Annotated in this window: 21 protein-coding genes; 12 read left to right on the top strand and 9 right to left on the bottom strand. The window is 72.1% G+C overall.

The annotated features are described in order from the left end of the window. The first annotated feature begins 50 nt into the window (after window positions 1–50). From C1N81_RS12980 to C1N81_RS13010, 7 genes are all read left to right on the top strand, one after another. The gene (locus C1N81_RS12980) at window positions 51–995 is read left to right on the top strand and encodes a DUF4129 domain-containing protein (protein ID WP_394428951.1); all 945 of its coding nucleotides are present in this window, start codon (window positions 51–53) and stop codon (window positions 993–995) included. Then, window positions 992–1,537: a hypothetical protein gene (locus C1N81_RS12985; protein WP_394428952.1), complete on the top strand. Its 546-nt coding sequence runs from the start codon at window positions 992–994 to the stop codon at window positions 1,535–1,537. Before C1N81_RS12980 ends, C1N81_RS12985 begins: the two co-directional genes overlap by 4 nt. A gap of 11 nt (window positions 1,538–1,548) precedes the next feature. Then, window positions 1,549–2,547, top strand: coding sequence for an AAA family ATPase (locus C1N81_RS12990; RefSeq protein WP_394428953.1), 999 nt, complete (start codon window positions 1,549–1,551; stop codon window positions 2,545–2,547). Next, complete coding sequence (locus C1N81_RS12995) at window positions 2,544–3,908, top strand: DUF58 domain-containing protein (protein WP_394428954.1); 1,365 nt, start codon at window positions 2,544–2,546, stop codon at window positions 3,906–3,908. The genes C1N81_RS12990 and C1N81_RS12995 overlap by 4 nt, the downstream gene beginning before the upstream one ends. Further along, window positions 3,905–4,456 (top strand): hypothetical protein, encoded by a 552-nt coding sequence (locus C1N81_RS13000; protein ID WP_394428955.1) that lies wholly within the window; start codon window positions 3,905–3,907, stop codon window positions 4,454–4,456. Before C1N81_RS12995 ends, C1N81_RS13000 begins: the two co-directional genes overlap by 4 nt. Before the next feature lie 541 nt (window positions 4,457–4,997). Then, complete coding sequence (locus tag C1N81_RS13005) at window positions 4,998–6,662, top strand: ABC-F family ATP-binding cassette domain-containing protein (RefSeq protein ID WP_394428956.1); 1,665 nt, start codon at window positions 4,998–5,000, stop codon at window positions 6,660–6,662. Window positions 6,663–6,795: 133 nt separating this feature from the next. Continuing rightward, window positions 6,796–7,773 (top strand): acyl-ACP desaturase, encoded by a 978-nt coding sequence (locus C1N81_RS13010; protein ID WP_394428957.1) that lies wholly within the window; start codon window positions 6,796–6,798, stop codon window positions 7,771–7,773. Between the two features lie 33 nt (window positions 7,774–7,806). Here C1N81_RS13010 and C1N81_RS13015 read toward each other — a convergent pair whose 3' ends face one another. Then, window positions 7,807–8,421 carry an SRPBCC family protein gene (locus C1N81_RS13015; RefSeq protein ID WP_394428958.1) on the bottom strand — a complete coding sequence of 205 codons (615 nt, stop codon included), beginning with the start codon at window positions 8,419–8,421 and terminating at the stop codon, window positions 7,807–7,809. A 154-nt stretch (window positions 8,422–8,575) separates the two neighbouring features. Between C1N81_RS13015 and C1N81_RS13020 the strand changes: the two genes are divergently transcribed. Further along, the gene (locus C1N81_RS13020) at window positions 8,576–9,205 is read left to right on the top strand and encodes a TetR/AcrR family transcriptional regulator (RefSeq protein ID WP_394428959.1); all 630 of its coding nucleotides are present in this window, start codon (window positions 8,576–8,578) and stop codon (window positions 9,203–9,205) included. On the opposite strand, the gene C1N81_RS13025 is transcribed toward C1N81_RS13020, so the two are convergent. From C1N81_RS13025 to C1N81_RS13035, 3 genes are read right to left on the bottom strand one after another with little or no spacing between them, the layout of a single operon-like run. Continuing rightward, entirely contained in the window at window positions 9,202–9,876 is a 675-nt protein-coding gene (locus C1N81_RS13025; protein WP_394428960.1) for a response regulator, read from the bottom strand. The two genes, C1N81_RS13020 and C1N81_RS13025, sit on opposite strands and share 4 nt — an antisense overlap. Before the next feature lie 11 nt (window positions 9,877–9,887). Further along, window positions 9,888–11,099, bottom strand: coding sequence for a sensor histidine kinase (locus tag C1N81_RS13030; RefSeq protein WP_394428961.1), 1,212 nt, complete (start codon window positions 11,097–11,099; stop codon window positions 9,888–9,890). 2 nt (window positions 11,100–11,101) lie between these two features. Next, window positions 11,102–11,665, bottom strand: coding sequence for a hypothetical protein (locus C1N81_RS13035; protein WP_394428962.1), 564 nt, complete (start codon window positions 11,663–11,665; stop codon window positions 11,102–11,104). 131 nt (window positions 11,666–11,796) lie between these two features. Here C1N81_RS13035 and C1N81_RS13040 point away from each other — a divergent pair, with 131 nt between their 5' ends. Continuing rightward, window positions 11,797–14,274 (top strand): glucosidase family protein, encoded by a 2,478-nt coding sequence (locus C1N81_RS13040; protein WP_394428963.1) that lies wholly within the window; start codon window positions 11,797–11,799, stop codon window positions 14,272–14,274. Here C1N81_RS13040 and C1N81_RS13045 read toward each other — a convergent pair. Both C1N81_RS13045 and C1N81_RS13050 read right to left on the bottom strand, forming a co-directional pair. Further along, the gene (locus tag C1N81_RS13045) at window positions 14,265–14,519 is read right to left on the bottom strand and encodes a WhiB family transcriptional regulator (protein WP_394428964.1); all 255 of its coding nucleotides are present in this window, start codon (window positions 14,517–14,519) and stop codon (window positions 14,265–14,267) included. The genes C1N81_RS13040 and C1N81_RS13045 overlap by 10 nt on opposite strands. 84 nt (window positions 14,520–14,603) lie before the next feature. Further along, window positions 14,604–15,395, bottom strand: coding sequence for a VOC family protein (locus tag C1N81_RS13050; protein ID WP_394428965.1), 792 nt, complete (start codon window positions 15,393–15,395; stop codon window positions 14,604–14,606). 259 nt (window positions 15,396–15,654) lie between these two features. Between C1N81_RS13050 and C1N81_RS13055 the strand changes: the two genes are divergently transcribed. After that, window positions 15,655–16,875 (top strand): glycoside hydrolase family 64 protein, encoded by a 1,221-nt coding sequence (locus C1N81_RS13055; RefSeq protein ID WP_394428966.1) that lies wholly within the window; start codon window positions 15,655–15,657, stop codon window positions 16,873–16,875. A 6-nt stretch (window positions 16,876–16,881) separates the two neighbouring features. Here the strand turns inward: C1N81_RS13055 and C1N81_RS13060 are convergent, their stop codons facing one another. Then, window positions 16,882–18,474 (bottom strand): GMC family oxidoreductase, encoded by a 1,593-nt coding sequence (locus tag C1N81_RS13060; protein ID WP_394428967.1) that lies wholly within the window; start codon window positions 18,472–18,474, stop codon window positions 16,882–16,884. A gap of 117 nt (window positions 18,475–18,591) precedes the next feature. Then, window positions 18,592–19,536 carry a multicopper oxidase domain-containing protein gene (locus C1N81_RS13065; protein WP_394437912.1) on the bottom strand — a complete coding sequence of 315 codons (945 nt, stop codon included), beginning with the start codon at window positions 19,534–19,536 and terminating at the stop codon, window positions 18,592–18,594. 285 nt (window positions 19,537–19,821) lie between these two features. On the opposite strand from C1N81_RS13065, the gene C1N81_RS13070 reads away from it, so the two are divergent. Then, window positions 19,822–22,335 carry a ThuA domain-containing protein gene (locus C1N81_RS13070; protein WP_394428968.1) on the top strand — a complete coding sequence of 838 codons (2,514 nt, stop codon included), beginning with the start codon at window positions 19,822–19,824 and terminating at the stop codon, window positions 22,333–22,335. A 5-nt stretch (window positions 22,336–22,340) separates the two neighbouring features. Next, complete coding sequence (locus C1N81_RS13075; RefSeq protein WP_394428969.1) at window positions 22,341–24,560, top strand: OmpL47-type beta-barrel domain-containing protein; 2,220 nt, start codon at window positions 22,341–22,343, stop codon at window positions 24,558–24,560. Between the two features lie 26 nt (window positions 24,561–24,586). On the opposite strand, the gene ligD is transcribed toward C1N81_RS13075, so the two are convergent. Beyond that, window positions 24,587–25,618 (bottom strand): non-homologous end-joining DNA ligase, encoded by a 1,032-nt coding sequence (gene ligD, locus C1N81_RS13080; RefSeq protein WP_394428970.1) that lies wholly within the window; start codon window positions 25,616–25,618, stop codon window positions 24,587–24,589. Window positions 25,619–25,656: the final 38 nt, after the last annotated feature.

The following is a 25,656-nucleotide window of genomic DNA, read 5'->3' on the forward strand; positions in this document are numbered from 1 at the left end:
GCGGTGAATCAGGCGTCCGGGGGGACGCGCGTGTGTTCGGCGGGGGCTGCATGGTGCGTGGGGGACGGGACGGACGCGGGGCGAGAGCCGCGCCACCACCCGCCGCGCTGATCGCGGTCGGCATCGTTCTGCTGCTGACCTCGGCCGCCCTGCTCCTGCGGCCCGAGGACGGCCTGCTCGAACGAGGGACCGGCCCGCTCGGCGGCCGGGGCGTCCTGGTGGTCGGACTCGTCGCGGTGTGGGCGCTGACCCTCACCGCCTGCATGAAGCGGTTGCGCGGCCGGATCCGAACGGACAGGACGGCGGTGCACCCCGCCGAGGAACGTCTGCGGCAGGCGGCGCTGCCGCTGCTGATGGCCGGGCCGCTGCTGCTCGGCGTACTCGCCCTGGTGCTGCACCGCTTCGCCCGGAGCCCCTCCCACGCCCGCCCGGCCCCGGTGCCGAGCGCCCCTCCGCTCCCGTCGGGGATCACGGGCAGCCCACCGGCGAACAGCGAGCATTCCGGCCCTTCCTGGCCGCTGTACGTCCTCCTCTGCCTGGCCGCCCTCGCCGCGGCGACGGTGCTCGTGATCGTCCTCGTACGGCTGCTGCGCGGCCGGCACCCCGTGCTGACCCGGCCCGCCGCCACGACCGCCGAGGACGACGACGCCGAGCGGGACCGTGAACTGCTGCTGTCCGCCGTGCGGTCCGGGCACCGGGCGCTGGCCGACGGCACGGACGCGCGGGCCGCCGTGATCGCCTGCTACGCCGCCATGGAGGAGGCGCTCGCCGCCTCCGGCGTGGCCCGGCGCGCCTCCGACAGCCCCGCCGACCTGCTCGCCCGCGCCGCCCGCGCGGGCCTCGCGACCGGCCCGGCGGCGCCCCGCCTCACCGGCCTCTTCCAGGAGGCCCGCTACTCCTCGCACCCCATGGACGACACCCGGCGGGTGGCCGCCGCCGACGCCCTGGAGGAGATCGCCGGACAGCTCCGCGACCGGGAGGTGGCGGCGGGATGACCCGGCCCCTCACCGTCCACCGGCTCCTGGCGCTGCTCGGCGCCGTGGCCGGCTCCGCCGTCCTCCTGGTGTGGCTCGTCGACGGGCCCGTCGCGGCCGGCGCCGTCGTCACCGTGCTCGTCGTCGCCGGGCTCGCCGTCGCCCGGTACGTCGCCGGGGCGGGCTCCCTCGACTCCGGGTGGCGCGACGACGTACGGCTGCTGCGCGCCCGGGAACCCGGCATGGGCGAGTGGCGGAGCAACGTACGCACGGCCGTCAGCCCCGACGGCGCCCTCTACTACCGCGCCGTGCTCCGGCCCGAGCTGCGCCGCCTGTTCGCCGCCGCGCTCGCCGAGCACCACCACGTCTCGCTCGACCACCAGCCCGAGCGCGCCGCCGCACTCGTCGGCACGGACCTGTGGCCGTGGCTCGGGCCCGCGACGCCCGCCACCGGGCCCGACGGCGACGTGCCCGTCGAGGTGCTGCGCCGCCTGGCCGACCGCCTCGACGCGCTCAGCACACCCCGTACCCCGCCCACCCGCACCGCTCGGCCCGCCGGATGAGGACACACGACGTGACGCCACCTTCAACACCCCCCTCCCTGACGTCCCGGCAGGCCGGTGAGCAGGCGGCCGCCGTGCTGCGCGAGGTCGGGCGCGCCGTCGTGGGCAAGGCCGACGCCCTCGAACTCGTGATGCTCGGCGTCCTCGCCGGCGGCCACGTGCTCGTCGAGGACCTGCCGGGGCTCGGCAAGACGCTGCTCGCCCGCTCGTTCGCGACCACGCTCGGCCTCGACTTCCGGCGGATCCAGTTCACCCCCGACCTGCTGCCGTCGGACGTCACCGGGGCGTCCCTGTACGACCAGCGGACCGGCGCGATGGTGTTCCACCCCGGCCCCGTCTTCACCCACCTCCTGCTCGCCGACGAGATCAACCGGACGCCGCCCAAGACACAGGCCGCCCTCCTGGAGGCGATGGCCGAGTCCCAGGTGACGGTGGACGGGGCCACGCGCCCGCTGGCCGACCCCTTCATGGTCATCGCCACCGCCAACCCGGTGGAGTACGAGGGGACGTACTCACTGCCCGAGGCGCAGCTCGACCGCTTCCGGCTACGGGTCCGGATGGGATACCTGGCCGCCCACGAGGAACAGTCCATGCTGCGGGCGCGGGTCGACCGGGCCGCGCCCGAGGCCGTCCTCGACCACCTCGCCTCCCCCGCCGACGTGGTGGCATGGCGGGCCGCCGTGGAGCGCGTCGAGATCGACGACGACCTCCTCGCCTACGCCGTCGCGCTCGTCGGCGCCACGGGGGAGCACCCCCAGATCAGCATCGGCGCCTCGCCGCGCGGCGGGCTCGCGCTCGTCCAGCTCGCGCGGGCGCGGGCCGTCCTGGAAGGGCGGGACTTCGTCGTCCCGGAGGACGTGAAGTCCCTGGCCGTGCCCGCGCTCGCGCACCGGGTGTCCTTGCGGCCCGAGCTGTGGGTGCGCGAGGTCTCCACCGACGAGGTGCTCCGGGAGATCGTCGACAGCGTCGGGACGCCCTCGACGCGGCGGACGGCCGCCGTCCCGTCATGACGCCGACACCGGCCCCGTCCCCGACCCAGCCCCCGGCCGGGCCCCGGTCCACCGCCTCCGTGCTGCGCGCCCTCGACGGCCGTACCGAGCCCGCCCGGCCGCCCGCGCCGCCGCCCGCCGGGCCGCGCCTCGGCGAACGGGCGCTGCGGCTCCTCACCGTCGCCGTCGTCGCCCTCGGCGCGGCACTGCTCACCGGGAGACCGGTGCTGCTCGCGCTCGCCGCCGCGCCGCTGGTGCTGCTCGCGCTGTCGCTGCCGCAGGCGTACGCGCGCCGCGTCGAGACCTCGGTGACGGTCACGCCGCGCCGCTGCTTCGAGGGCGACACCGTCACCGTCCGGATCGCCGTCGCCCACGACGGCGGCGCCGTCCGCCTCGACCCGGGCGTCACCCTCGGCCCCGGGCTGCGGCTCGACGAGGTGGCGGCCGGCCGGTCCGCCGTCGTCCTGCGGTACACGGCGTCGCTGTGGGGTCGCTGGTCGCTCGGCCCCGTCGACCTCGACGTGTACGACGCCGGCGGCACCGTACGCCGCGGTGTCCGCGTCGACGTGCCGGACGTCTCGGTGTTCCCGCACGCCGCGCAGTCCCGGTTCACGCCGATCCCGGTGCGGCTCCCGCAGCGGCTCGGCGAGCACACGTCCGCGCAGACCGGCGAAGGCGTCGAGGTCATCGGCGTACGGGCATGGGAGCCGGGAGAGCGGCAGCGGCGCATCCACTGGCCGTCCACGACCCGGCGGTCCGCCGTGCACCTGCACCGGTTCGCGGCGGAACGGGCCGCCGACACCGTCCTTCTCCTCGACGCGTTCGGCGACCTCGTCGACCCCGCGACCGGCGTCTCCTCGCTCGACGAGACGGTCCGCGCCGCCGCCGGGCTCGCCCGCGCCTACCTGCGCACGCACGACCGCGTCGGTGTCGTCTCCACCGGCGGTACGACGCGGTGGCTGCGGCCCGCGACCGGTGACGCGGCGTTCTACCGCATCGTCGAGAGCGTCCTCGACGTCCGCAAGGACCGGCGGTTCGACGCGCCGGGGCTGGAACGCGTACCGCCGCCCGCCCTGCCCGAAGGCGCGCTCGTGTACGTGTTCACGCCGCTGAGCGACGGCCGGGTGCTCAAGGTGTTGCGGGACCTGGAGGCGCGCGGGCGCCGCCCCGTCGTCGTCGAGATCCCCTGCGGGGACCCTCCGGTACGGGACGGGGATGTGGCGGCCGAGATCGGGGTGCGGCTGTGGCGGGCGGAACGGGACGCCATGCGGTTCGCCCTGCGGGACAGCGGGGTCCCCGTGCTGCGGCACTCCGCAGGGGAGCCGCTGGACCTGGCGCTCGCGCCGCTCCTCGCGGGGCGGGTCGGAGGGCGGCCGCGATGACTTCGAAGCGGCGGCAGTTGGTCGCGCTCGGAGTACGGACGCTGCCCGTGCGGGTGCTCGGGGTGGCCCTCGTGGTGGTCGCCGTTCGGCCCTGGGAGACGGTGCACGGGCTGTCACGGGCCGTGCCCTTCTGGGCCGTCGTGCTGTTCGCGGCGTGGGCGGCGCCCGGGGTGGACCGGCGTCCGACCGCGGCGTCCCCGCGCCGGCTGGACCAAGTGGCCCGGCATCGTACGACGCTGCTCGCGGCCGTGGCGGTGTCGCTCGCGGCGGTCGGGGGCGGGGTGTCCGGGTGGCAGGGGCTGTGCGCGGCGGTGCTGCTGGTCGGGTACCTCGTCGCCAGTGATCCGTGGTCCACGGGGGTACGGGGCAGCGGGCTGGACGGCGGGTGTGGGGCGAGGCGGGGGCGGCGGTTGTGGGGGCCGGGGTGGTGTGGAGCGCGGGGTCCTCCGGAGGGGTCGGGAGTGGGCGGGTCGTGGCGGTGGGGGTTCTGGTGGTGGGGGGCGTTCTGGTGGGGGGCGTTCTGGTGGCGGGCGGGGTGTGGGCGGTGAGCCGGCTCGCCGGGGACGGGTCTCGTCGTGGCTGATGGCGTCGCCGAGTGGGCGGGTGCCGGTCTCGTCGGGGCTGAGCGCGCAGTTCCCCGTGCCCCTGGGCGGCGTTGTGCGCGAGCCGGTTCAGCACGACCCGGGGCGCTCGGGCGGAGTGGGGGCGCCGGGTGGGCGGGGGCCTGTCTCGTCGGGGCTGGGCGCGCAGTTCCTCGCGCCCCTGGCAGCGTTGTCCTGGTGGCCCGTTAATCGGTTGACGGCGCGCTGGGGGGTTTCTAGCGTGTATCGCGGTTCTGTTGTCGTCGATCGGAGTAGGACGTTGCTCGTCTGAGGTCCTGAGACACCGCGCATGTCACGCCGCGCACGTTGCTTCCGCACGTGCTCTTCGCCGCGTCCATGTCGTCGTGCGAGACCTCGGCATCATCGAGCCCGAGCCGTCCTCCCCGCGCCGCCGCAGGCCCTTTTCCTGGCCGTGGCCGCCCGCGGTGTCTCGAACGCGTTGCATCCGTCACCGTTCGCACCGAGCAACCGCGAGGCCCGTATGTCCATGCCCCATCACCCCCACACCCACGGCCACGGCCACGGCCCCGTCTCCGTCGCCGTCAGCGGTCTCTCCTACTCCTGGCCGGACGGCACCGGCGTCTTCGACGGGCTCCAGGTCTCCTTCGGCCCCGGGCGCACCGGGCTCATCGGCGTCAACGGGTCCGGCAAGTCGACCCTGTTGAAGCTCATCGCCGGAGAACTGACGCCGCTCGACGGCACCGTGCGCGTGTCCGGCGAGATCGGCTACCTGCCGCAGAACGTCACCCTGGACACCGCGGTCCGCGTCGACGAGACGCTCGGCATCGCCGGGACCCGCGCCGCGCTGCACGCCATCGAGGCCGGTGACGTGCGCGAGGAGCACTTCACCGTCGTCGGCGACGACTGGGACGTGGAGGAGCGCGCCCTCGCCACCCTCGGCGAACTCGGCCTCGGCCACATCGGCCTGGACCGCACCATCGGCGAGGTGTCCGGCGGCGAGTCGGTGCTGCTGCGGCTCGCCGCACTCCTGCTGGCCCGGCCCGACGTGCTGCTTCTCGACGAGCCGACCAACAACCTGGACCTGTACGCGCGCCGGCGCCTGTACGCCGCCGTCGAACGGTGGTCCGGCGTCCTCGTCCTGGTCAGTCATGACCGTGAACTCCTCGACCGCGTCGACCAGATCGCCGATCTGCGCGGCGGCGAGGTCGTCTGGTACGGCGGGAACTTCTCCGCGTACGAGGACGCCCTCGCCGTCGAGCAGGACGCGGCCGAGCGGATGGTGCGCGTCGCCGAGTCCGAGCTGAGGAAGCAGAAGCGCGAACTGTCCGACGCCCACATGAAGCTGGCCCGGCGCAAGCGGTACGGGCAGAAGATGTGGGACAGCAAGCGCGAGCCGAAGATCGTCATGGGTGCGCGCAAGCGGGCCGCCCAGGTCTCGGCGGGCAAGCAGCGCATCATGCATGAGGAGAGGCTCCACGAGGCGAAGGAGCGGCTCGACGAGGCGGTGGACGCGGTGCGGGACGACGACGAGATCCGCGTCGACATGCCCTTCACCGCCGTCCCGCCCGGCCGTTCCGTACTCACCCTGCGCGATCTGCGGTGGGCCCACGGGGCGTCCGTGCGGGGCGAGTTCGAGCTGCGCGGTCCCGAACGCATCGCCCTCATCGGGCGCAACGGCGCGGGCAAGACGACGCTGCTGCGTACCGTCGCGGGTGAGCTGGCACCGCTGGAGGGCGAGGCGACGGCGCGGGTGCCGCTGCATTTCCTGCCGCAGCGGCTCGACGTGCTCGACGACGGCCTGAGCGTCGCGGAGAACGTGGCCCGGTTCGCGCCGGACGCCACCCACAACCGGATCCGGGCCCGTCTCGCCCGCTTCCTGTTCAAGGGCGCGCGCGCCGACCAGCTCGCCGCGACCCTGTCCGGCGGCGAACGCTTCCGAGCGACCCTGGCCGCGCTGATGCTCTCCGAGCCGGCACCCCAGCTCCTCATGCTCGACGAGCCGACCAACAACCTGGACATGGCGAGCGTGCGACAGCTGACGTCGGCCCTGGAGTCGTACGAGGGCGCGCTGATCGTGGCCGGCCACGACCTGCCGTTCCTGCGGTCGATCGGAGTGACCCGCTGGCTCCTGCTCGACGGGACCCTCAGGGACACCGAGGCTCCGGCGGACCACCCGGGGCGCGCCGTGTGACGTGCCTCTCACTCCGGCTCCTGGGGCTCCGGATGTGACGTCGGCCCTTTATCGAGCGCTTAACCTACGGCAACGTAACCTACGACACCGTAAGTATTACCGCTCGCTGTACCTCCGTCCCCCAGGAGCCCCCGTGACCGTGATCTCTCCCCGCCTCGGCTCGTCGACCACATGGACCGACGCCCGCCTCCTGCACGCGCTGGAGGAAGTGGTCGAGACGGAGCTGAACCGGCACCTGAAGGTCGCCAAGGACTGGATGCCGCACGAGTACGTGCCGTGGTCCGACGCCCGTAACTTCCCCGGCTTCTTCGAGGACGGCCAGGCCTGGGAGAAGGAGCAGTCGCAGGTCACGGAGATCGGCCGGACCGCGCTGATCGTCAATCTGCTGACGGAGGACAACCTCCCCAGCTACCACCACGAGATCGCCTCGCTGTTCGGCCGTGACGGCGCCTGGGGCACGTGGGTGCACCGCTGGACGGCGGAGGAGGGCCGGCACGGCATCGTCATGCGCGACTACCTGCTCGCGTCGCGCGCCGTCGACCCGGACAAGCTCGAGAACTTCCGTATGGCGCACATGAGCGAGGGCTTCGAGTCGGACAACCGGCACTCGATGCTGCACTCGGTCGCCTACGTCGCGTTCCAGGAGCTGGCGACCCGCATCTCGCACCGCAACACCGGGCACCAGTCCGGCGACCCGGTCTGCGACCGGATGCTGGCGCGCATCGCCACGGACGAGAACCTGCACATGGTCTTCTACCGGAACCTGCTGAAGGCCGCGTTCGAGCTCGCCCCCGACCTGACGATGCGCGCCGTGCGCGACGTCGTCGTGGGCTTCCGGATGCCGGGGCACGGCATCCCCGGCTTCGAGCGGGCGGCGGCGCAGATGGCCATCGGCGAGGTCTACAACCTGCGCATCCACCACGACGACGTGCTCCAGCCCGTGCTGCGCTTCCTCAAGGTCATGGAGATCGATGGGCTCGGCCCCGAGGGTCTCCAGGCCCAGGAGGAGCTGGGCCTGTTCATGAACGGGCTCGACGGCGAGGCCGCCAAGTTCGACGAGAAGCTGGCGGCCCGCAAGGCCCGGCTCGCCGCACGGGCCGCCAACGCCTGACCCCTGCGCCGCCCCGCCTCTCCCGCCCCGCCTCTACCGTTCCGACTCGGCCGCCTTCTTCAGGTCGCCGAGCCACGCTTCGAGGCCGTCGCCGAGGATCCGGGTCGCCGCGGGCACGTCCGCGTCGACCTGGGGCCCCGTGTGCGTCTCCTCCGTGCGCACGAGCACCCCGCCCTTGACCCGGGTGAAGTTCCAGACGTGGACGCCGTCGATGTGCAGCCCCTCGCCGACGGCCGGGCCCGTCCAGCGGATGCAGCTCCCCCGCTCCATCTGCCGGACGGTCGAGGTGATGTCCAGACTGGTGGCCGGGGTCGCCGGATTGGGCGGCACCGGCGTCGTCCACCGGAACGCGGAGCCCGGCCGGAACGGGCCGTGATCGAGCCGCGCCACGCTCTCCACGTGCGGCTGCCACGACGGCCACCGCTCCACGTCCGTCTGCAGCTTCCATATGGTGCGCAGCGGGGCGTGGATCACGGCGGCGGTGCGGTAGCGGACGCGGGCGTCGGGGTCGACGCTCCTGCCGTGGCAGGTGAGCGAGTGCGGGCTCGCGGCCTCGGCGGGCGGGGCGGTGGCGCCGAGGACCGCGACGGCGAGCGGCACGGCGGTCAGGGCGGTGGCGCGCAGGGCTGTGCGACTGAGTACGGGCATGACTCCCCCTGGGGTCCGGGGTGGGCCCTAGCGGGACTCACCCTCGTTACAGGCTCTAACGGAGATTAGTTCTACCCTGCCGCTCCGCAGGCGTCAATAACGTTCGTGATACCTTCTAACGCAAGGGTATCCCTGAACGGAGGCGATCGCGGCCATGGCGGAACCACAGACCCCGCGCGAGCGGTACCGCGCCCAGGTACGCGCGGAGATCAAGCAGCACGCCTGGGAGCAGATCGCGACCGCCGGCGCCTCCGCGCTCTCCCTCAACGCGATCGCCAAGCAGATGGGCATGAGCGGCCCCGCGCTCTACCGCTACTTCGCGGGCCGCGACGAGCTGATCACCGAGCTGATCAGGGACGCGTACCGGAGCCTCGCCGACACGTTCCGCGCGACCGAGAAGGACGTCGCCGCCCTCGCGCGCGCCCTGCGCGGCTGGGCCCTCGCGGACCCGCACCGCTACTTCCTGGTCTACGGCACACCCGTACCGGGGTATCACGCGCCCGACGACATCACCGTCATCGCCTCGGAGATCATGGCGCCGCTGCTCGACGCCTGCGCGGCGCTGACCTATGACGACGCGGCGGCGCCCTTCGACCGGCACATCGAGAAGCACCGGCAATGGGCGGACGGGCACTGCGCACCGCCCGCGGCCCTGCACCGGGCGCTGTCCGTGTGGACGCGGCTGCACGGTGTCCTGTCACTGGAGGCGGCCGGGCACTTCACGGGGATGGGCTTCGACCCCGGGCTCCTCTTCGAAGCCGAACTCGACAGCCTGCTCGGCTAGCCGAGGCCCGCCGCGATCGCGCGGCGCACCGCGTCCGCCCGGTCCCTGATGCCCGCCTTGGCGAACAGGTTGTTGATGTGCGTCTTCACCGTGGCCTCGCTGATGAACAGCTTCTCGGCGATGGCCCGGTTGGGCAGGCCCTGGCCGATGAGGGTGAGGACCTCGCGCTCGCGGGGGGTGAGGTCGGCGGGCAGCGCCGCCTGGTCCGGCGCCGCCGGGCGGGTCGTCCTGACCGTGGCGAGGAGCCGGTCCTGGACCTCGCGGTCGAGCACGGACTGCCCGGCGGCGGCCGCCCGGATGGCCCGGACGATGTCCTGGCGTCCGGCGTTCTTCGTGAGGTAGCCGCGGGCGCCCGCGCTCAGCGCGGCGAGGATCGAGTCGTCGTCGGCGAAGGTGGTCAGCACCACCACCGCGACCTCCGGATGCTCCTCGCTCAGCCGCCGGGTCGCCTCGGTGCCGTCCATGACCGGCATACGCAGGTCCATGAGGACCACGTCCACCTGGCCCGCCCCGGCGACCGCGGCGAGGACCTCGGTGCCGTCGGCGGCGGCCGCGACCACCTCGATGCCGTCGGTGAGGCCGAGCACCGCGGCGAGCGGCTCCCGTACGGCGGCCTGGTCGTCGGCGACGACCACCCTCAACTGCCCACCGGGCACACCCTGTTCCGTCACGTCGCTTCCGCTCACTCCGGGATCACCGCCTCCACCTGCCAGCCGCCCTGGTCCGGTCCCTCGACGACAGGGCCCGCCGTGATGGTGCCACCCAGCAGGGCGACGCGCTCGCGCATACCGATCAGCCCCATGCCGCTGCCGCCCCCCGCGACGCCCGCACGGGTCGCGGGGCCGTTGCGGACGCGCAGCGTGGTCGACGCGGCGGCGAACGCCAGCTCCACCCGGACCGCGCCGCCCGGCGCGTACCGGGCGGCGTTGGTGAGCGCCTCCTGCGCGATCCGCAGCAGATTCTGGACGACGCGGGCGGGCACGTCACGGACGGTTCCGGTGACGGTCAGCGCGTCGCGGTGGCCGGAGGACTCGACCATCGCGGTCAGGCTCTCGACGAGCGGCAGGGCGTCCTCGCGCAGGGCGTGCACCGTCCACTGCGCCTGTTTCAGACTCTCCTTGACCATGCTGTGCGCCTTGTCGTTGGCCTCGCGGACCCGGTCCAGGTCGCCGGTGTCGAGGAGCGCGTCGGCGAGTTCGAGCTGCATGTTGATCCCGGCGAGCGAGTGCGCGAGGACGTCGTGCACGTCGCGGGCGATGCGACCGCGCTCGGTGAGGACGGCGGTACGGGCCTCGGCGCGCGCCGCGCGTTCGGCGGACTCGGCCGCGTCGATCGCCGCCCGGATCGCCCGATTGCGGCTGCGGTTGACGACGCCGATCACGACGGGGACGCCGGTCACGAGCCCGACGACGTACGGCAGTTCGTGGTAGCCGGGGCCGAGCCGGAAGAACAGGACGCCGCCGCACAGCAGACTGCACGCCAGCGCGAGGAGCAGGGCCGGTCTGATCTCCAGGCGGTAACCGGCGTGCCCGGCGAGGAAGAAGGCGAAGAGGTGGGCCGTGCCGGTGGAGCTGACGCCGATGAGCGCGGCCGCCGCGACGATGCCGAGCGACAGCCAGACCAGGGCGAGCCGCGGGGACACCTTGGTCTCGGGCAGCCGACGGGCGAGCAGGGCCAGGCAGTTGACGACGAAGAGGGCGGTGACCGCGAGGCCGCGCCCGGTGAACCCCATGGGCCGGATGGTCAGGGCCCCGGCGACGATGACCGCGAGGGTCGCGACCCACTGCGTACGGGTGTCCTGGCCGGGGAGCGACCACGCGCCCGCCGCCCGGGAGCGGGCTGCCCCGGACGGCGGATCGGACTCGGTTGCGGGCACGGCCAGACCATAACGCATGGTCAGCGGGTGTGGTCGAGGACGGGCGCGGCCGGTGCGACCGTTTCGGCGACCCCCACGGTCCGGCTCCGTACGGCCCGGCTCCGTACGGTCCGGCTCCGCAGGAAGATCGTGGCGAGGCGCGTGACCACCTCGGTGAGCGCCATCAGGACGAACGCGGCGACCCACGCCTGATCACTGGTGATGTGGTGGGTGACGCTGAAGCGGGCAACGGTGTCGGCGCCGCCGTGCTCGGTCCACAGCTGGAACCCCATCCGGGCGCCCATGCCGAGCACCCACAGGGTCGCCGAGACCGCCCCGGCCTTGATCAGCAGGTGCTCGCCCGAGGTCCGGATCCGGGTGTGGATCCCGCCGGCGACGCCGAGCGCCGCGCCGACCGCCACCAGGGCGCCGATCAGGACGAGGTCGTTGCCGCCGGTGGGGACGGTGTCGAGGTAGGAGTGGGCCACGAAGGCCACGATGCCCAGCGGGAGCAGGAAGGACCTGAGGTCGAGGCGGCCTTCGCGGAGCTGGCGGAAGACGATGAGGAGGAGCGCGATGTCGGTGAGCCACTCGGTCGTTGTCATGTGCCCAAGCCTGCTGCGGCAAGGCCTCCGACGCCTGGACCCATGGGTGGAACCCCGGGTGGAGATGGCGCCCGTAAGTACCTAGCCGAGCCGCCCGCGCGGTGCCACGGTGCGGGCAGGAGGTGGGCTCCATGGCGCAGACGCACGAGTGGATGTTCTACGAGGTCATGTGGCGCAGCTGGGCCGGGCGCGCCCAGGTGCCGTACCCGGTGCCGTGGTGGGCGCAAGCGGCGATGCGGCGCTGGAGCGACGACTTCGACGCGGGGACGTACGACTCCAAGGAGGCGGCGTTCGCCTCGAACGCGCTGTACCGGTACTGGGGCATGGTCGGGGTGAAGGACCACCGGCAGGAGTCCCTGATCGGGCAGGCCGGGGAGATCGAGCCGGTCTACGACAAGTACTGCCTGTCGTTCTTCCTCTTCGACCCGGCGACGGGCGCGCTGCACCTGCCGCAGCTGACGGACGGCGGGACGGTGGAGCAGCGTGTGGAGGCCCCGCATCTGCCGGTCGTCCTGACGCGGTTCCGTACGGCGGACGGGGTCGAGTTCGTGCAGCGGACGTTCGCGGTGCCGGTCGGGGCGCGGCAGCGGGACGCCGTGGTGACGCGCCTGACCGTGGGCTCGCCGACGGGCCGGGCGCGCGAGGGCCTGCTGTGCGCGGCGGTGATGCCGGCCGGGCCGAGCGGCTTCCAGCGCCACGACCGCAACGGGCGGCAGATCACCGACCGCCGCCTCACGTTCCTGCGGTACCTGCCCGGTGAGGGGCGGGTCGAGACGAACAGCGGCTGGGGCCCGGTCTTCGACACGGCGCCCGACGCGTACGGGGTGTACGGCAACACGGAGTTCAGCACCGACCCGGACCAGTACGTGCGGCACAGCCCGTTCCACGACCTGGTGACGGCGGGGAAGCTGAACGGGGCGCTGGAGGCGCAGGACCAGGTCGCCGGGTTGTGCAGCGCCGTCTTCACCTGGCCGTACCGGGTGGTCGAGGACGAACTCCTCGAGATCGACGTACGGCTGCCCGTCGATCTCTACAGCGGCTCCGACGATCTCGCCGAGCTGCGCGCGACACCGGCCGACGAACTGGAGGGCAACAACCGGGACTTCTGGTCGGAGAAGCTGCTCCGGCAGGGCGTGCAGCCCGAACTGCCGCGCCCGGTCGCGCACTTGGCCGACCTGTTCCGCCAGGCGCGGTCCCAGCTGCTCGTCCTCTCCGACCTCGGGGAGATCCATCCGGGCCCGACCGTGTACGACTCGTTCTGGATCCGGGACTCGTCGGTGGAGGCGACGGCGTGCTCCCTCGCCGGCGACACGGCGCTCGCCGGGCACCAGCTCGGCACGCACTACCCGCTGCGGTTCAACCGGGGCGGCGGGCGGATCGGGCCGTGCGCCGAGTACGGGTTCTACGGCGGCCCGCACGAGAGGGACGACCGCGAGTGGGACAGCAACGGGCAGGCCCTCTGGGCGCTCGGCCGCTTCGACCGCACCTCCGGGCGGGCCGCCGCGTTCGGCGCCAGGCTCTACGCCCCGTACGTGCTCGACGGCGCGCGCTGGCTGCGGGACAACCGGGACGGCTACGGGCTGCTGCACAGCGGCTGGAGCGCGGAGCACTTGGGCGAGCGGGACAAGCCGCACTACTGGGACGACCTGTGGGGCCTGGCCGGTCTCTACGAGGCGGCGCGGCTCGCGGAGCGGATCGGCGCGCCCGAGGCGGGTGAGCTGTGGGGCGCCTTCGACGACCTGAAGGCGGCCACCGCCGCGTCGATGCGCTGGGTCCTCGCCGAGCAGCGGCGGCGCGGCGCCTGGGAGACGTACCTGCCGACGGGCCCCGGCGACGTCGGCCGGCTCGACTCGACGATGATCGGCGCGGCGGCCTACTTCCACCCGCTGCGCCTGCACATGGGCAACAAGCTCGGCGACGACATCGACGTGGCCGCCCGCCACACCCTGGACACGCTGTACGCGCACTTCGTGACGGGCGGCTTCCGGCACGAGGCGGCGTGGAACGCGTACGGGCCGTATCTGACCATGCAGCTCGCGCACGCCTATCTGCTCGCCGGGAATCCGGGGCGCGCCGACGAGCTGCTCGGCTGGGTGGTGGACGCGGCGTTCCCGCACACGCAGGGCCGCACGGTGGCGCCCGGCGCGTGGAACGAGCAGCACGCGTTCCCGATCGCGTCGGACTTCGCCGAGGTGCCGGCCCTGCACTGGTACATGGGCGACATCCCGCACGGCTGGGCCGCCGCCGAGTATCTGCTGCTGCTCCGCGACATCCTGTTCTTCGAGGCGGACGAGGACCGCGACCCGCATCTCTACATCGCCCCGGGTGTGCGCCCGCACTGGCTGCGGGACGCGCAGCCGGTCGCGGTCGAGAACGCCCCGACCCTGTTCGGCCGGCCCTTCGGCTACCGCCTCACCCATGAGGCGGCGGCGAAGCGGGTCCGTGTCCGGATCGGCTCCGCGCCGCACGGTGTGCGCTTCGTCTACCCGTGCCGCTTCGGCCCGGTGCGCTCCGCGGTCGCGGACGGCCGGAACCTGGACGTCGGGGGCTTCGGCGACGATGTGCACGTACCCGCGGGCACCCGGGAGTTCACGGTGACCTACGGCTGAGGCGGGGTGCGCCGGAGGTGGTGGCGCTCCTTCTCGGACAGGCCGCCCCAGACGCCGAAGCGCTCGTCGTGGCTGAGGGCGTACTCCAGGCAGGCGGGACGGATCTCGCACATCCGGCAGATCAGCTTGGCCTCACGGACGGAGCTGCCCGGCTCGGGGAAGAAGAAGTCCCCGCCGGTCTGGGCGCACAGGGCCTGCTCCTGCCAGGCGGGAGCCGTGGGGGTGAGAGTCGTGTTCGCGTACATGGTGACGAGGGTGCCGCCCGGCGAAAAACGCGGGATCAACGAACGATCAACGCGGCTCGCCGGGCGGCCTGCCGGTCACCCGGACTATGTCTGGTTCGGGTCGCCCTTGATCACCGCGAACGCGGCCCCGTGCGGATCGGTGAGCGTGGCGATCCGGCCCACCCCGGCCACGCCGGCCGGCGCGGAGCGCACCGTACCGCCGAGCCTCTGGGCCGCGGCCGCCGCCGCGTCGACGTCCGGTACATGGATGTACGGCGTCCAGTGCGGGTCGGGCGTCTCCTCACCCGGCTCGGTGTCCATCGGGGCGATGCCGCCGAACATCCCGTTCTCGTCCGTGTCCGCCGGGTTGACCGTGGTGTACGAGCCGCCCGGGAACTCCACGTCGAACGTGCCCCAGCCGAGGACCGCCGGGTAGAACTCCTTCGCGGCGGCGACGTCGGTGGTGTGCAGCTCCACCCAGTTCAGCCCGCCGTCCCGCGTCACGTGCTCGAAGCCCTGGTGCCGCCGGGGCTGCCAGATGCCGAACGCCGCGCCCGCCGGGTCGGCGAGGATCGCCATGCGGCCCTGGTCCAGGACGTCCATCGGCTGCAGGTACACCGTGGCGCCCGCCTGCTCGGCGGCCTTGACCACCGCGTCCGCGTCCGCCGCGCGGAAGTACACGGTCCAGCCCGGGGCGCCCTGGTCCGCGGTGACGGTCATCGCTCCCGCCACCGTCCTCCCGTCGTGCGTGAACATCCCGTATCCGCCGGTCTCGGCGCCGCCCGGGCGGAACCGCCAGCCGAGGACGCCACCGTAGAAGGCGGTCGAGGCGTCCAGGTCGGGGGTGGCGAGGTCCAGCCAGTTCGGCGCGCCGTTCACGGAGTCCGTCGTGATCATGTTGGTGCCCTCCTCGTCGAGGGATTTTCCTTCGGGTTTCTCTCCGACCGCCGAGTCTTGCACCGCCCACTGACAATCCCCCCGCACGCCGCTGACCAGGCAAGGTACGGACCAATGCCCTCCAGGCTCCTCCACGTTCAATCCTTGAACGGACTCAACCGCCGGGAGCGCTCCCTGTCATAAGTCTTGACGACCGCAATCCCGCTCGCCACAGTGGGCCTCCCCCACAGTTCACCCCCCACATCACAGGAGTGCGATCGTGATATCGCGCAGGATGTTCCTCGCCGGCGCCGGAGCGACCGTCGCCACGGCCGCCGCCTCTCTCTCCTACCCCGCCTGGACCGCGGGCGCCGCGCCCGCCACCTGCGAACTGGCCCTCGTCAACAAGTCGTTGCCCGGCACCGTCCGCGCCTACGTCACCGGCCACGAGCAGTCCACCGGCAACTGGGTGCTGCTGCGCGCCGACGGCAGCGTCTACCGGCCCACCTCGCCGAGCGCCCCGCAGACCCCGCTGCCCGTGGACTGCGCCATCCCGCTGAACGGGGCGGGCGCCGGACCCAAGGTGGTGACGCTGCCTCAGATGTTCGGCGCGCGCGTCTACTTCGTCCGCGACAACACCCTCGACTTCTTCCTGAACCCGGGCCCCGGCCTCGTCGAACCGGCGTTCGCGACGCCGACCGACAAGAACTACAACAAGACCTGGTCGTTCTGCGAGTTCACCTTCAACACGCAGCAGCTGTACGCCAACATCAGCTACGTCGACCTCGTGACGGCCCTGCCCATCGGGCTGACCCTGGAGGGCGACGCCACCCACACCGTCGCACCGCTGCCGGACGGCGCCGTGGAGAAGATCGCCGCCGACCTCACCGCGCAGGCCGCGAAGGACGGTCAGCCCTGGGACAAGCTCGTCATCAGGGGCGGCGACGGCAAGGTCCTGCGCGTCATCTCCCCGCAGAACCTGATGGCGCCCTACTTCGACCGCCCCGACCAGATGCCGTTCCGCGACGTGTGGAACAGCTACATCGACCGGGTCTGGGACAAGTACCGCTCCACCGACCTCAAGATCGACCTCCAGGGCGGGCGCGGCGTCTTCACCGGCCGGGTCAGCGGCGACACCCTCACCTTCAACGGCGGCCACACCTTCACCAAGCCGTCCTCGAAGGACATCTTCACCTGCAACCACGGCCCGTTCACCAACAACCCGGCCGACTCCGACGACAAGAAGGCGCTGCTCGCCCGTCTCGCCGCCGGATTCAACCGCAGCATCATGCTCACCCACCCCACCCAGCCCAACGGGGCGGGCACCGGCGACTACTACAAGGACGCCACGACCAACCACTGGTCGCGGATCGTCCACGCCAACTCCCCGATCGGCTACGCGTTCCCGTACGACGACGTGCGCCCCGACGGCCAGCCGGACGTGTCGGGCGCGGCGAACGACGGGAACCCGCGCCGCTTCACGGTGAGCGTCGGCTCCTGACCCACGTCACCTCGCGGCGTCCTCGCGGATCAGGTCGACGGCCTTCTCCGCGAGGGCGACCGTGGGCGCGTGGGTGTGCCCGCGCGTGATGCGCGGCATGACGGAGGCGTCGACGACGCGCAGCGCCTCCGTGCCGCGGACCCGCAGCCGGGGATCGGTGACCGAGCCGGCGTCGGCGCCCATCCGGCAGGTGCCGACGGGGTGGTACAGGGTCTCGGCGCCGCCCCGGACGGCGCGGGCGAGCGCCTCGTCGTCGACGACACCCGGGTACGTGGCCATCGGCGCCGAGCCGAAGGCCCGCAGCGCGTCGTCCGCGAGCAGCTCCTCGGCCCGGCGGACGCCCGCGACGAGCGTCCGCAGGTCCTCGCCGCCGGGGTCGGAGAGGTATGCGGGGTCGATGCCCGGCCGTGCGTCGGCCCCCGTCGGCGTGATGCGGCCGGTGCTGCGCGGCTGGAGCAGGACGACGCCGACGGTGATCCCGTGTTCGGTGGGCGCGGTGAGCCCGTGGTTGACGAAGGGAACGGGCGCGAAGACCAACTCCACGTCCGGCGCCGCCAGTTCGGGCCTGGTCCTGATGAAGGCGACGGCCTCCCCCACGTTCGAGGTGAGGGGGCCGCGACCGCCCAGCAGGAAACGGGCGAGGTTGGCCGGGGTGTCGGCGCCGGTGAGCGAGACCGGGCGCGGGCAGCGGACGGTGACCGCGTAGGAGAGGTGGTCCTGGAGGTGCCGGCCCACGTCCGGTGAGGCGACGCGGGTGTCGATCCCGGCGGCGGCGAGCGTCTCCGGGTCCCCGATCCCGGCCTGCTGCAACAGTTGCGGGGAACCGATGGCACCGGCGGCGAGGATCACCTCGCGGGTCGCGCGCAGCGTCCCGGCGGGGGTGCCCTCCGCGACGACCCCGGCGGCGCGGACGCCGTCGAAGTCGATACGGGTGACGCGGGCGCCGGTGTAGATGTCGAGGTTGCGGCGGCGGGCCGCGGGCCCGAGGTACCCGTCGGCGGCGCTCCAGCGGCGCCCGCGCCGCTGATTGACGGGCGTGGCGGCGAACCCGCTGTTGTCGCCCCGGTTCAGCTCCTCCAGCTCCGTCAGTCCCTGAGCCCGGCAGGCGGCGAGGAAGGCGGAGGTGGTGGGGTTGGGCTGCCGCAGCGGCGCGATGTGCAGAGGCCCGTCGGCGCCGTACGCGGACCCCTCGCCCCTGGGTCCGCTCCACCGCTCGGCGCGCCGGAAGTACCGCTCGAACCGGTCGTAGGCCCACTCGGGCCCGGCGGCCTCGCCCCAGGCGTCGAAGTCGTCGCGGTGCCCGCGCACCCACATCATGGCGTTGAGGGAGGAGGACCCGCCGAGTGTGCGCCCGCGCGGCCAGTACAACCGCCGCCCGTCGAGCGCGGGTTGCTTGCTGGTGGTGTAGTCCCAGTCGTACGCCGTCCTGAACATCTTCGGGAACGCGGCCGGGATCCGGATCTCCGGTTTGCGGTCGCGCGGCCCGGCCTCCACGAGCGCGACCCGCACCCCCGGATCCGCGCTCAGCCGCCCCGCGAGCACACACCCGGCGGACCCGGCCCCGACGATGACGTAGTCGTACGTACGATCCTTGCTCAACTCGACTCCCTCGGCGACGCGTCGGCCCGTACACGTACTACCGAGGGTCTACACCCACACCCCGCCCGAGCGCACCCACGCGTCCCCGCCCCCGAGCCGCAGGGCGCGCGGAGCCGCCTAGTGATGCGGGTCGTCATAGGCCGGGATCGAACCGTCCGCCTTCTTCACCAGGAACAACCCCGCCATCCCCATGTCCGAGTGGCTCTGCACATGGCAGTGGTACATCCAGGCGCCCGCGCCGACGCCCTCGCCCGCGATGATCTGGAACCCGAAGGAGTCCGCCGGGCCGCAGATCTTGTTGTCCAGGACCTGGGTCGGGTCGTCGGGCCCGGTCAGCATGCCGGTGCGGTTGTCGGCCCAGCGGTGCCCGTGCATGTGGAACGTGTGGTAGTACTCGCCGTGCGTGATCATGACGATCTCGACCCGGTCGCCGACCGTCGCCTCGAAGGTGGGCGCCTCGTGCATCCCCTTGTTGTTGATCGTCATGTCGTTGAAGACGATGGTGAACGTCTTGCCGGGGTCGGGCAGGATGTCGCCCTTGCGGCGCACGATCACCGGCCCGTAGAGCCCCTTGCGGATGCCGCCGGTGCCGTGATCCGTGCCGACGACGTGGTCGTGGTAGTGCCAGTACCCCGCCGAACCCGGCCGCCACGTACCGTCCTTGCGGCGGCCCGGGGCGTGCGTCCGCCAGGTGTAGGTGCGGCTGCCGCCGGGCTCGACGTGGCTGCGGTTCATCCGCGTACCGTCGCTGGAGATCTCGTAGTCCATGCCGTGCACGTGCAGGCTCGCGTCGACGTCGGTGAGGTTGTGGAACTCGATGTGGGCCGTGTCGCCCTCGTTGAGTTCGATCAGGGGGCCCGGGATCGACGCCTTGCCCTTCTCGAAGCCGTAGCCGAGCTGGCCGTCCGCGAGCTTCTCCGCATACAGGGTGAGGCGGCGTACCTCGCCGCCCGCGGGGGCGGTGCGGGGCGGGGTGTCCGCGCCCGCCGCGGGCGGGGCCGAAGCCGCTATCGACAACGATGTCACACCCGCCGTCGCCGCCACCGCGCCACCGATCAGCATCCGGCGGCTCAGCGCGCGCCTGTCCTGGTCGGTCGCACGGTTCGGCTCGGTCACCCGGTTCGGATCGTGCCGTTCGTCGCGGTCTGTCGTCACAGCCAACTCCCCACCCTCGTACGGGCCTTCTCGTCGCAGTGAGCGTCGCGCTTCGCACGGTAGCCAGCTGATCTTCGTTTATCCACACTCAGGACAAAGTTTGTGGAATCCCGGTCATACCTATTGGCGAACCGCGCAAAGAGGTCTAGCTTTCACCGCGCTGTCCGTGTCCTATGAGGAGTGGGTGAGCACATGCGGCGGTTACCGCATCAGAAGCCGTTGCCCGTACGGGAGTTCAGAGCGAGCAGGAGCAGACGCGGCCGCCTGTGGGCGGTCGGGGTCGCGGCGGGCGCGCTCGGCGCCGGGCTGCTGAGCGGACCCACCGCCAGCGCGTACCAGGACCCGAGCCCGTCCGTGACAACGATGTCCATCAAATCGCCGCCCGGCGCCGCGTCCCCGCGCGTGCTCGTCTTCTACGGCTCCGCGGCCGGCGGCGACGAGTCGCCCACGGTCAACGCGGGCATCGAGGCGATCGAGAAGATCGGCCAGTCCGGTTCGGCGGGCCAGCAGTTCACGATCACGGCGACGGACGACGCCTCCGTGTTCACGAACGAGAAGAAGCTGGGCCGGTTCAACTCCATCGTCTTCCTGACCGGGGGCGGTGACATCCTCGATCCCGACCAGGAAGCCGGCCTCGAGGCTTATATGGAGGCCGGGGGCGGGTTCGTCGGCATCCATGACGCCGCCCGCGCCGAGCCGTACTCGGACTGGTTCACCGGTCTGATCGGGGCCCGGCCCGCCGCCTCCTCGCCGACCGCCGTGCAGCGCGCGACCGTCGAGGTCGGCGACCGGCAGAACCCGGCGACGAAGAGCCTGCCGGTGCAGTGGAAGCGCCCCGACCAGTGGCTGAACTGGGTGAAGAACCCGTCGGGCGACGTGCACACGGTCGCCCGGGTCAACGAGTCCACGTACAAGCCGGGCGACAGCGCGAACGGCGCCGACCACCCCGTCTCATGGTGCCGTGACTACGACGGCGGGCGCTCCTTCTACACCGGGATGGGCGGCACCGTCTCCTCGTACGACGAGGCGGACTTCCGCGACCACCTGCGCGGGGCGCTGCTTTGGACGTCGCGGATCGTGCGCGCCGACTGCAAGGCCGCGATCAACGCCAACTACAAGGCCGAGCGGCTGACCCAGCCCAACCAGGCCGGGCAGAACGACCAGATCGGCGAGCCGCACGGGCTGGTCACCGCTCCCGACGGGCGGATCTTCTACATCGGCCGCGGCGGCGCCGACTCCTCGCAGCCGGTGATCACCGACTGGAACAACCCCGACGTCGGCAAGGGCACCGGGCAGATCCACGTCTACGACCCGAAGACCAAGAAGGTGACGCTCGCGGGCGCTCTCACCATCTTCGGCAACAAGGGCGGCGGCGACGAGCTCGTCAAGGTCGAGGAGGGGCTCCTCGGCATCGAGCTGGACCCGAGGTTCGAGCAGAACGGGTGGGTGTACCTGCACTACACGCCGCACTCGCAGCTCGACCGCGACAAGCACATGGCCGAGCGGCGGGTCTCCCGGTTCACCTTCGACCTCGCCACGAACAAGCTGGACATGGGCAGCGAGAAGGTGCTGCTCAAGTGGCCGGTCCAGGTGCACAGCTGCTGCCACGCGGGCGGCGGGATGGCCTGGGACTCCAAGGGCAACCTCTACATCGCGACCGGTGACAACAACTCCTCGCAGTTCAGCGACGGGTACTCGGGCAACAACCCGCAGCCGAACTACAAGGGCGTCTCCTTCGCCGACGCGCGGCGCACCGCCGGCAACACCAACAACCTCAACGGCAAGATCCTGCGCATCCACCCCGAGGCCGACGGCACGTACACCCTGCCGGAGGGGAACCTCTTCACCGGCAAGGAGAGCGCCGAGGGCGGCGGCAAGACGCGCGGCGAGATCTATGTGATGGGCGTCCGCAACCCGGCGCGCATCTCCGTCGACAAGATGACCGACACGCTCTACGCGGGCTGGGTCGGCCCGGACGCCGGTGAGCCGTCGACGACCTGGGGCCCGGCCAAGTACGACCAGTTCGCCGTCATCACCAAGGCCTCCAACCGCGGCTGGCCGTACTGCATGGGCAACAAGCAGCCCTACCGCGACCGCAATCTGCCGGACCCGACGAAGCCGCTCGGCTGGTACGACTGCGCCCACCCGAAGAACGAGTCGCCGAACAACGACGGCCTCGTCAACCTGCCGCCGGTCACCGGCAACAACATCTGGTACTCGCCGCAGGGCGGCGCCCCGGACTTCCCGCGCGACGCCAACGGCGTCCCGTCGTACAAGCAGTCCGAGGCCAAGTACCTGCTTCCGTGGCTCAAGGGCGGCGGCCAGGCGGCCATGGACGGCCCGGTCTACCGCTACGACGCGTCGATCCCGAACGCCGACAAGTGGCCGAGCTACTGGGACGGCAAGTGGTTCGTCGGCGACTTCTACGACGCCGACCAGCCGCGCAACGCCGTTCTCACCGATCCGAAGACGCACGGGGACGGGTCGGTCCCGGTCCACTCCGAGTCGTTGAAGAAGATCATTCCGATCGGCAACGACGGCATCAAGAACCTCATGGACTGGAAGTTCGGTCCCGACGGTGCTCTCTACGTCCTCGACTACGGGCGCGGCTTCTTCACCTCCGACTCCAAGTCGGCGCTGTGGAAGGTCACGTACACCGGTGGCGAGGCGACTCCGGCCGCCAACCAGCTGGTCGGGAAGGGCTGATCCTCATGCGAAATAGACCTCGACCTCCGCGCGGACACCGGTTGCTGACCGCTCTGCTCGCCGCCGTCCTCATGTGTCTCGGGCTCGGCGCGCTGCCCGCCGCGACCGCGGCCCCCGCGCCCGAAGCGGCGGCCGACCAGGTGCTGACCTGGACGGCCGGTGACGACATCACGAAGTACGCGTCGGCGCCGACGACGGCGGTCGCCGGCAAGGCGACGATCGTCTTCGAGAACAGCGCGGCGACGGGCAACACCACGGGGATGCCGCACACGCTGACCTTCGACGTGTCGGACCCCGAGTACAACAACGACGTACCGCTCAACATCCTGGCCAACCCGGCCGACGACCAGGGCGGCAAGCACACCGCCGAGGTCACCCTCTCCCCCGGCACGTACCGCTACCACTGCACGATCCCGGGCCACCTCTCCATGCAGGGTGTCCTGGTGGTGACGGACGGCGGCGGCGGTGACGACACGACCGCCCCGGAGACCTCGGCGAAGGCCGAGGGGCAGACCAACGCGGACGGCGCGTTCGTCGGCTCCGCCTCCGTCTCGGTCACCGCGACCGACGCGGGCTCCGGCGTCGACAGGATCGAGTACGCGCTCGACGGCGGCGCGTACACGCCCTACACCGCCCCGGTCGTCGTCGACCAGGTCGGCGCGCACACCCTGACGTACAAGGCGACCGACAAGGCGGGCAACACCGCCGAGGAGAAGTCCCTCGACTTCACGGTGGTCGCCCCGGACACGAACGACACGACGGCGCCGGAGACCTCGGCGACCGTGACCGGTGACAAGGACGCATCCGGCGCCTACGTCGGCATGGCCACGGTGACGGTCTCCGCGTCGGACACCGGCTCCGGGGTCAACACGGTCGAGTACGCGGTCGGTGCCGACGGCGCCTGGCAGCCGTACACCGCGCCGGTCATGGTCCACGACCCGGGCACGTACAAGGTGCGCTACCGGGCCACGGACAAGGCGGGCAACCAGGCGGCCGAGAAGTCCGTCGACTTCGCGGTCGTGGCGCCGCCCGCCCAGGACACGACGGCGCCGACGGTGTCGCTCTCCGTCGCCGGGGACAAGAACTCCGACGGCGCGTACATCAACAACGCGAAGCTGACCGTGACGGCGACGGACGACGACTCCGGCGTCGACAAGATCGAGTACTCGCTCGACGGCGGACCCTACCTCGCCTACACCGCCCCCGTGGTGGTGGACCGGGTCGGCGCGCACTCCGTCTCCTACCGGGCGAGCGACAAGGCCGGGAACGCCTCGCAGGCCCAGCTCTTCGTCTTCGCGGTCGCCTCGGGCGGCGGCGTCCCCGCGCCCAACTGCCCGGAGTACGACGAGCGGACGACGGTGTTCGTCGGCACGACCGACACGGGCATCCCGAACCGCGTCACCAACAACCGCTGCCGCATCGGTGAGTTGATCGAGGACGAGAAGGACTGGTCGTCGCACGCGCTGTTCGTCAAGCACGTGAAGACGGTCACCGACAAGCTCCTCAAGGACGGCGCGATCGACCAGCGCGAGTACAACAAGATCAACAAGGCGGCGAAGCAGTCGGACATCGGCAAGCCCGGCCAGACCGACGGCTACACCAAGATCCTTGACGGCTCGCGGGAGCAGTTCGCGAAGTGGGAGCAGGTCGGCGGCGGCAAGTTCAACCTCAACGCCGACGGGTCCATCACCAGCGACACCACGGTGGACGGCATGGGCATGCTCTGGTTCCCGCAGCGCAAGTACGCGAACTACTCGCTGAAGCTCCAGTGGCGCGACGACGCCCCGGGCACGGGCAACGCCAACGGCGGTGTCTTCGTCCGCTTCCCGTGGGTGCACGACCACCCCGAGGAGCCGAACCCGGAGTGGGTCGCCATCAAGTACGGGCACGAGATCCAGGCCCTCGACCGTCCCGACGGCGACATGTACAAGACCGGTTCGGTCTACGGCTTCGACCGGGTCGGCCTCGCGGGCGCGGGCGTCACCCAGAAGGGCACGTGGAACGATTACGAGGTCAAGGTGGTCGACCAGCACTTCTCGATCTACCGCAACGGTGCGCTGATCAACGAGTTCGACAACACCGGCGGCCAGGTCTTCGAGCCGCCGCGCGCCGACGACCCGGGCACCGACGGCCGGCGCTACTCCTCCGGCTACATCGGGCTCCAGGTGCACAGCACGTCGGACGTCATCTCCTACCGGGACGTCCGGGTGAAGGAACTGCCGTAACGGTTGAGTGAGTGGGTCGAGCCGGGTCAGTCCTCGTGTCTGGCCCGGCTCGGCTGTACGCGCTTCGGCTCGCCCGGCATCTTCGGGTACTCGGGCGGGTACGGCAGGTCGCCGTGGCCGCGCTCCCGCTCGTCCTCGTTGGCGAGTTCGAGGAGCGCCTCCAGCGAGTGGTGCTCGTCGTCCATCCCCGCGTGCAGGTCCCCGACCTCGGCGAAGCGCTGGGGCATGGTGGAGATGTCGAAGTCGCGCGGCTCGGCGTCGCCGAGTTCGTCCCAGGTCAGCGGGGCGGAGACGGGCGCGTGCGGGCGGGCGCGGACCGAGTAGGCGGAGGCGATGGTGCGGTCGCGGGCCGTCTGGTTGTAGTCCACGAAGATCTTCTCGCCGCGCTCCTCCTTCCACCAGGCGGTGGTCACGGCCTTCGGCATACGGCGCTCCAGCTCCCGGCCGACCGCGATGGCGGCGCGGCGCACCTGGGTGAAGGTCCAGCGCGGCTCGATCGGCACGAAGACGTGCAGGCCCCGGCCGCCGGAGGTCTTGGGCCAGCCGCGCAGGCCGCCGAACTCGTCGAGCACGGCGCGCAGTTCCCGGGCGGCGGTGACGGCGTCGGCGTAGTCGGTGCCGGGCTGCGGGTCGAGGTCGATCCGGAGTTCGTCCGGGTGGTCGAGGTCGCCGCGCCGCACCGGCCACGGGTGGAAGGTGAGGGTGCCGTACTGGGCGGCCCACAGCACGGCGCCGACCTCGGTGGGGCACATCTCGGCGGCGTTGCGCCCGGACGGGAATTCGATGGTGGCGGTCGGGGTCCAGTCGGGCAGGTTCTTCGGGGCCCGCTTCTGGTAGAAGGACTCGCCGGTGACGCCCTCCGGGTAGCGCTCCAGGGTGGTGGGCCGGTCGCGCAGGGCGCGCAGAATACCGTCGCCGACCGACAGGAAGTACTGCGCGACGTCCAGTTTCGTGTACCCCGACGAGCCGCCCTCGGGGAAGTACACCTTGTCGGGGCTGGACAGCCGCACCGTCCGCCCGCCCGCTTCCAGCTCCACTGCCGCGCCCTTGCTGCCCATGGACCCACGCTAGGCGGAAGGAACGTACCGCGCATACC

The organism is Streptomyces sp. SGAir0957 (genome assembly GCF_043523415.1).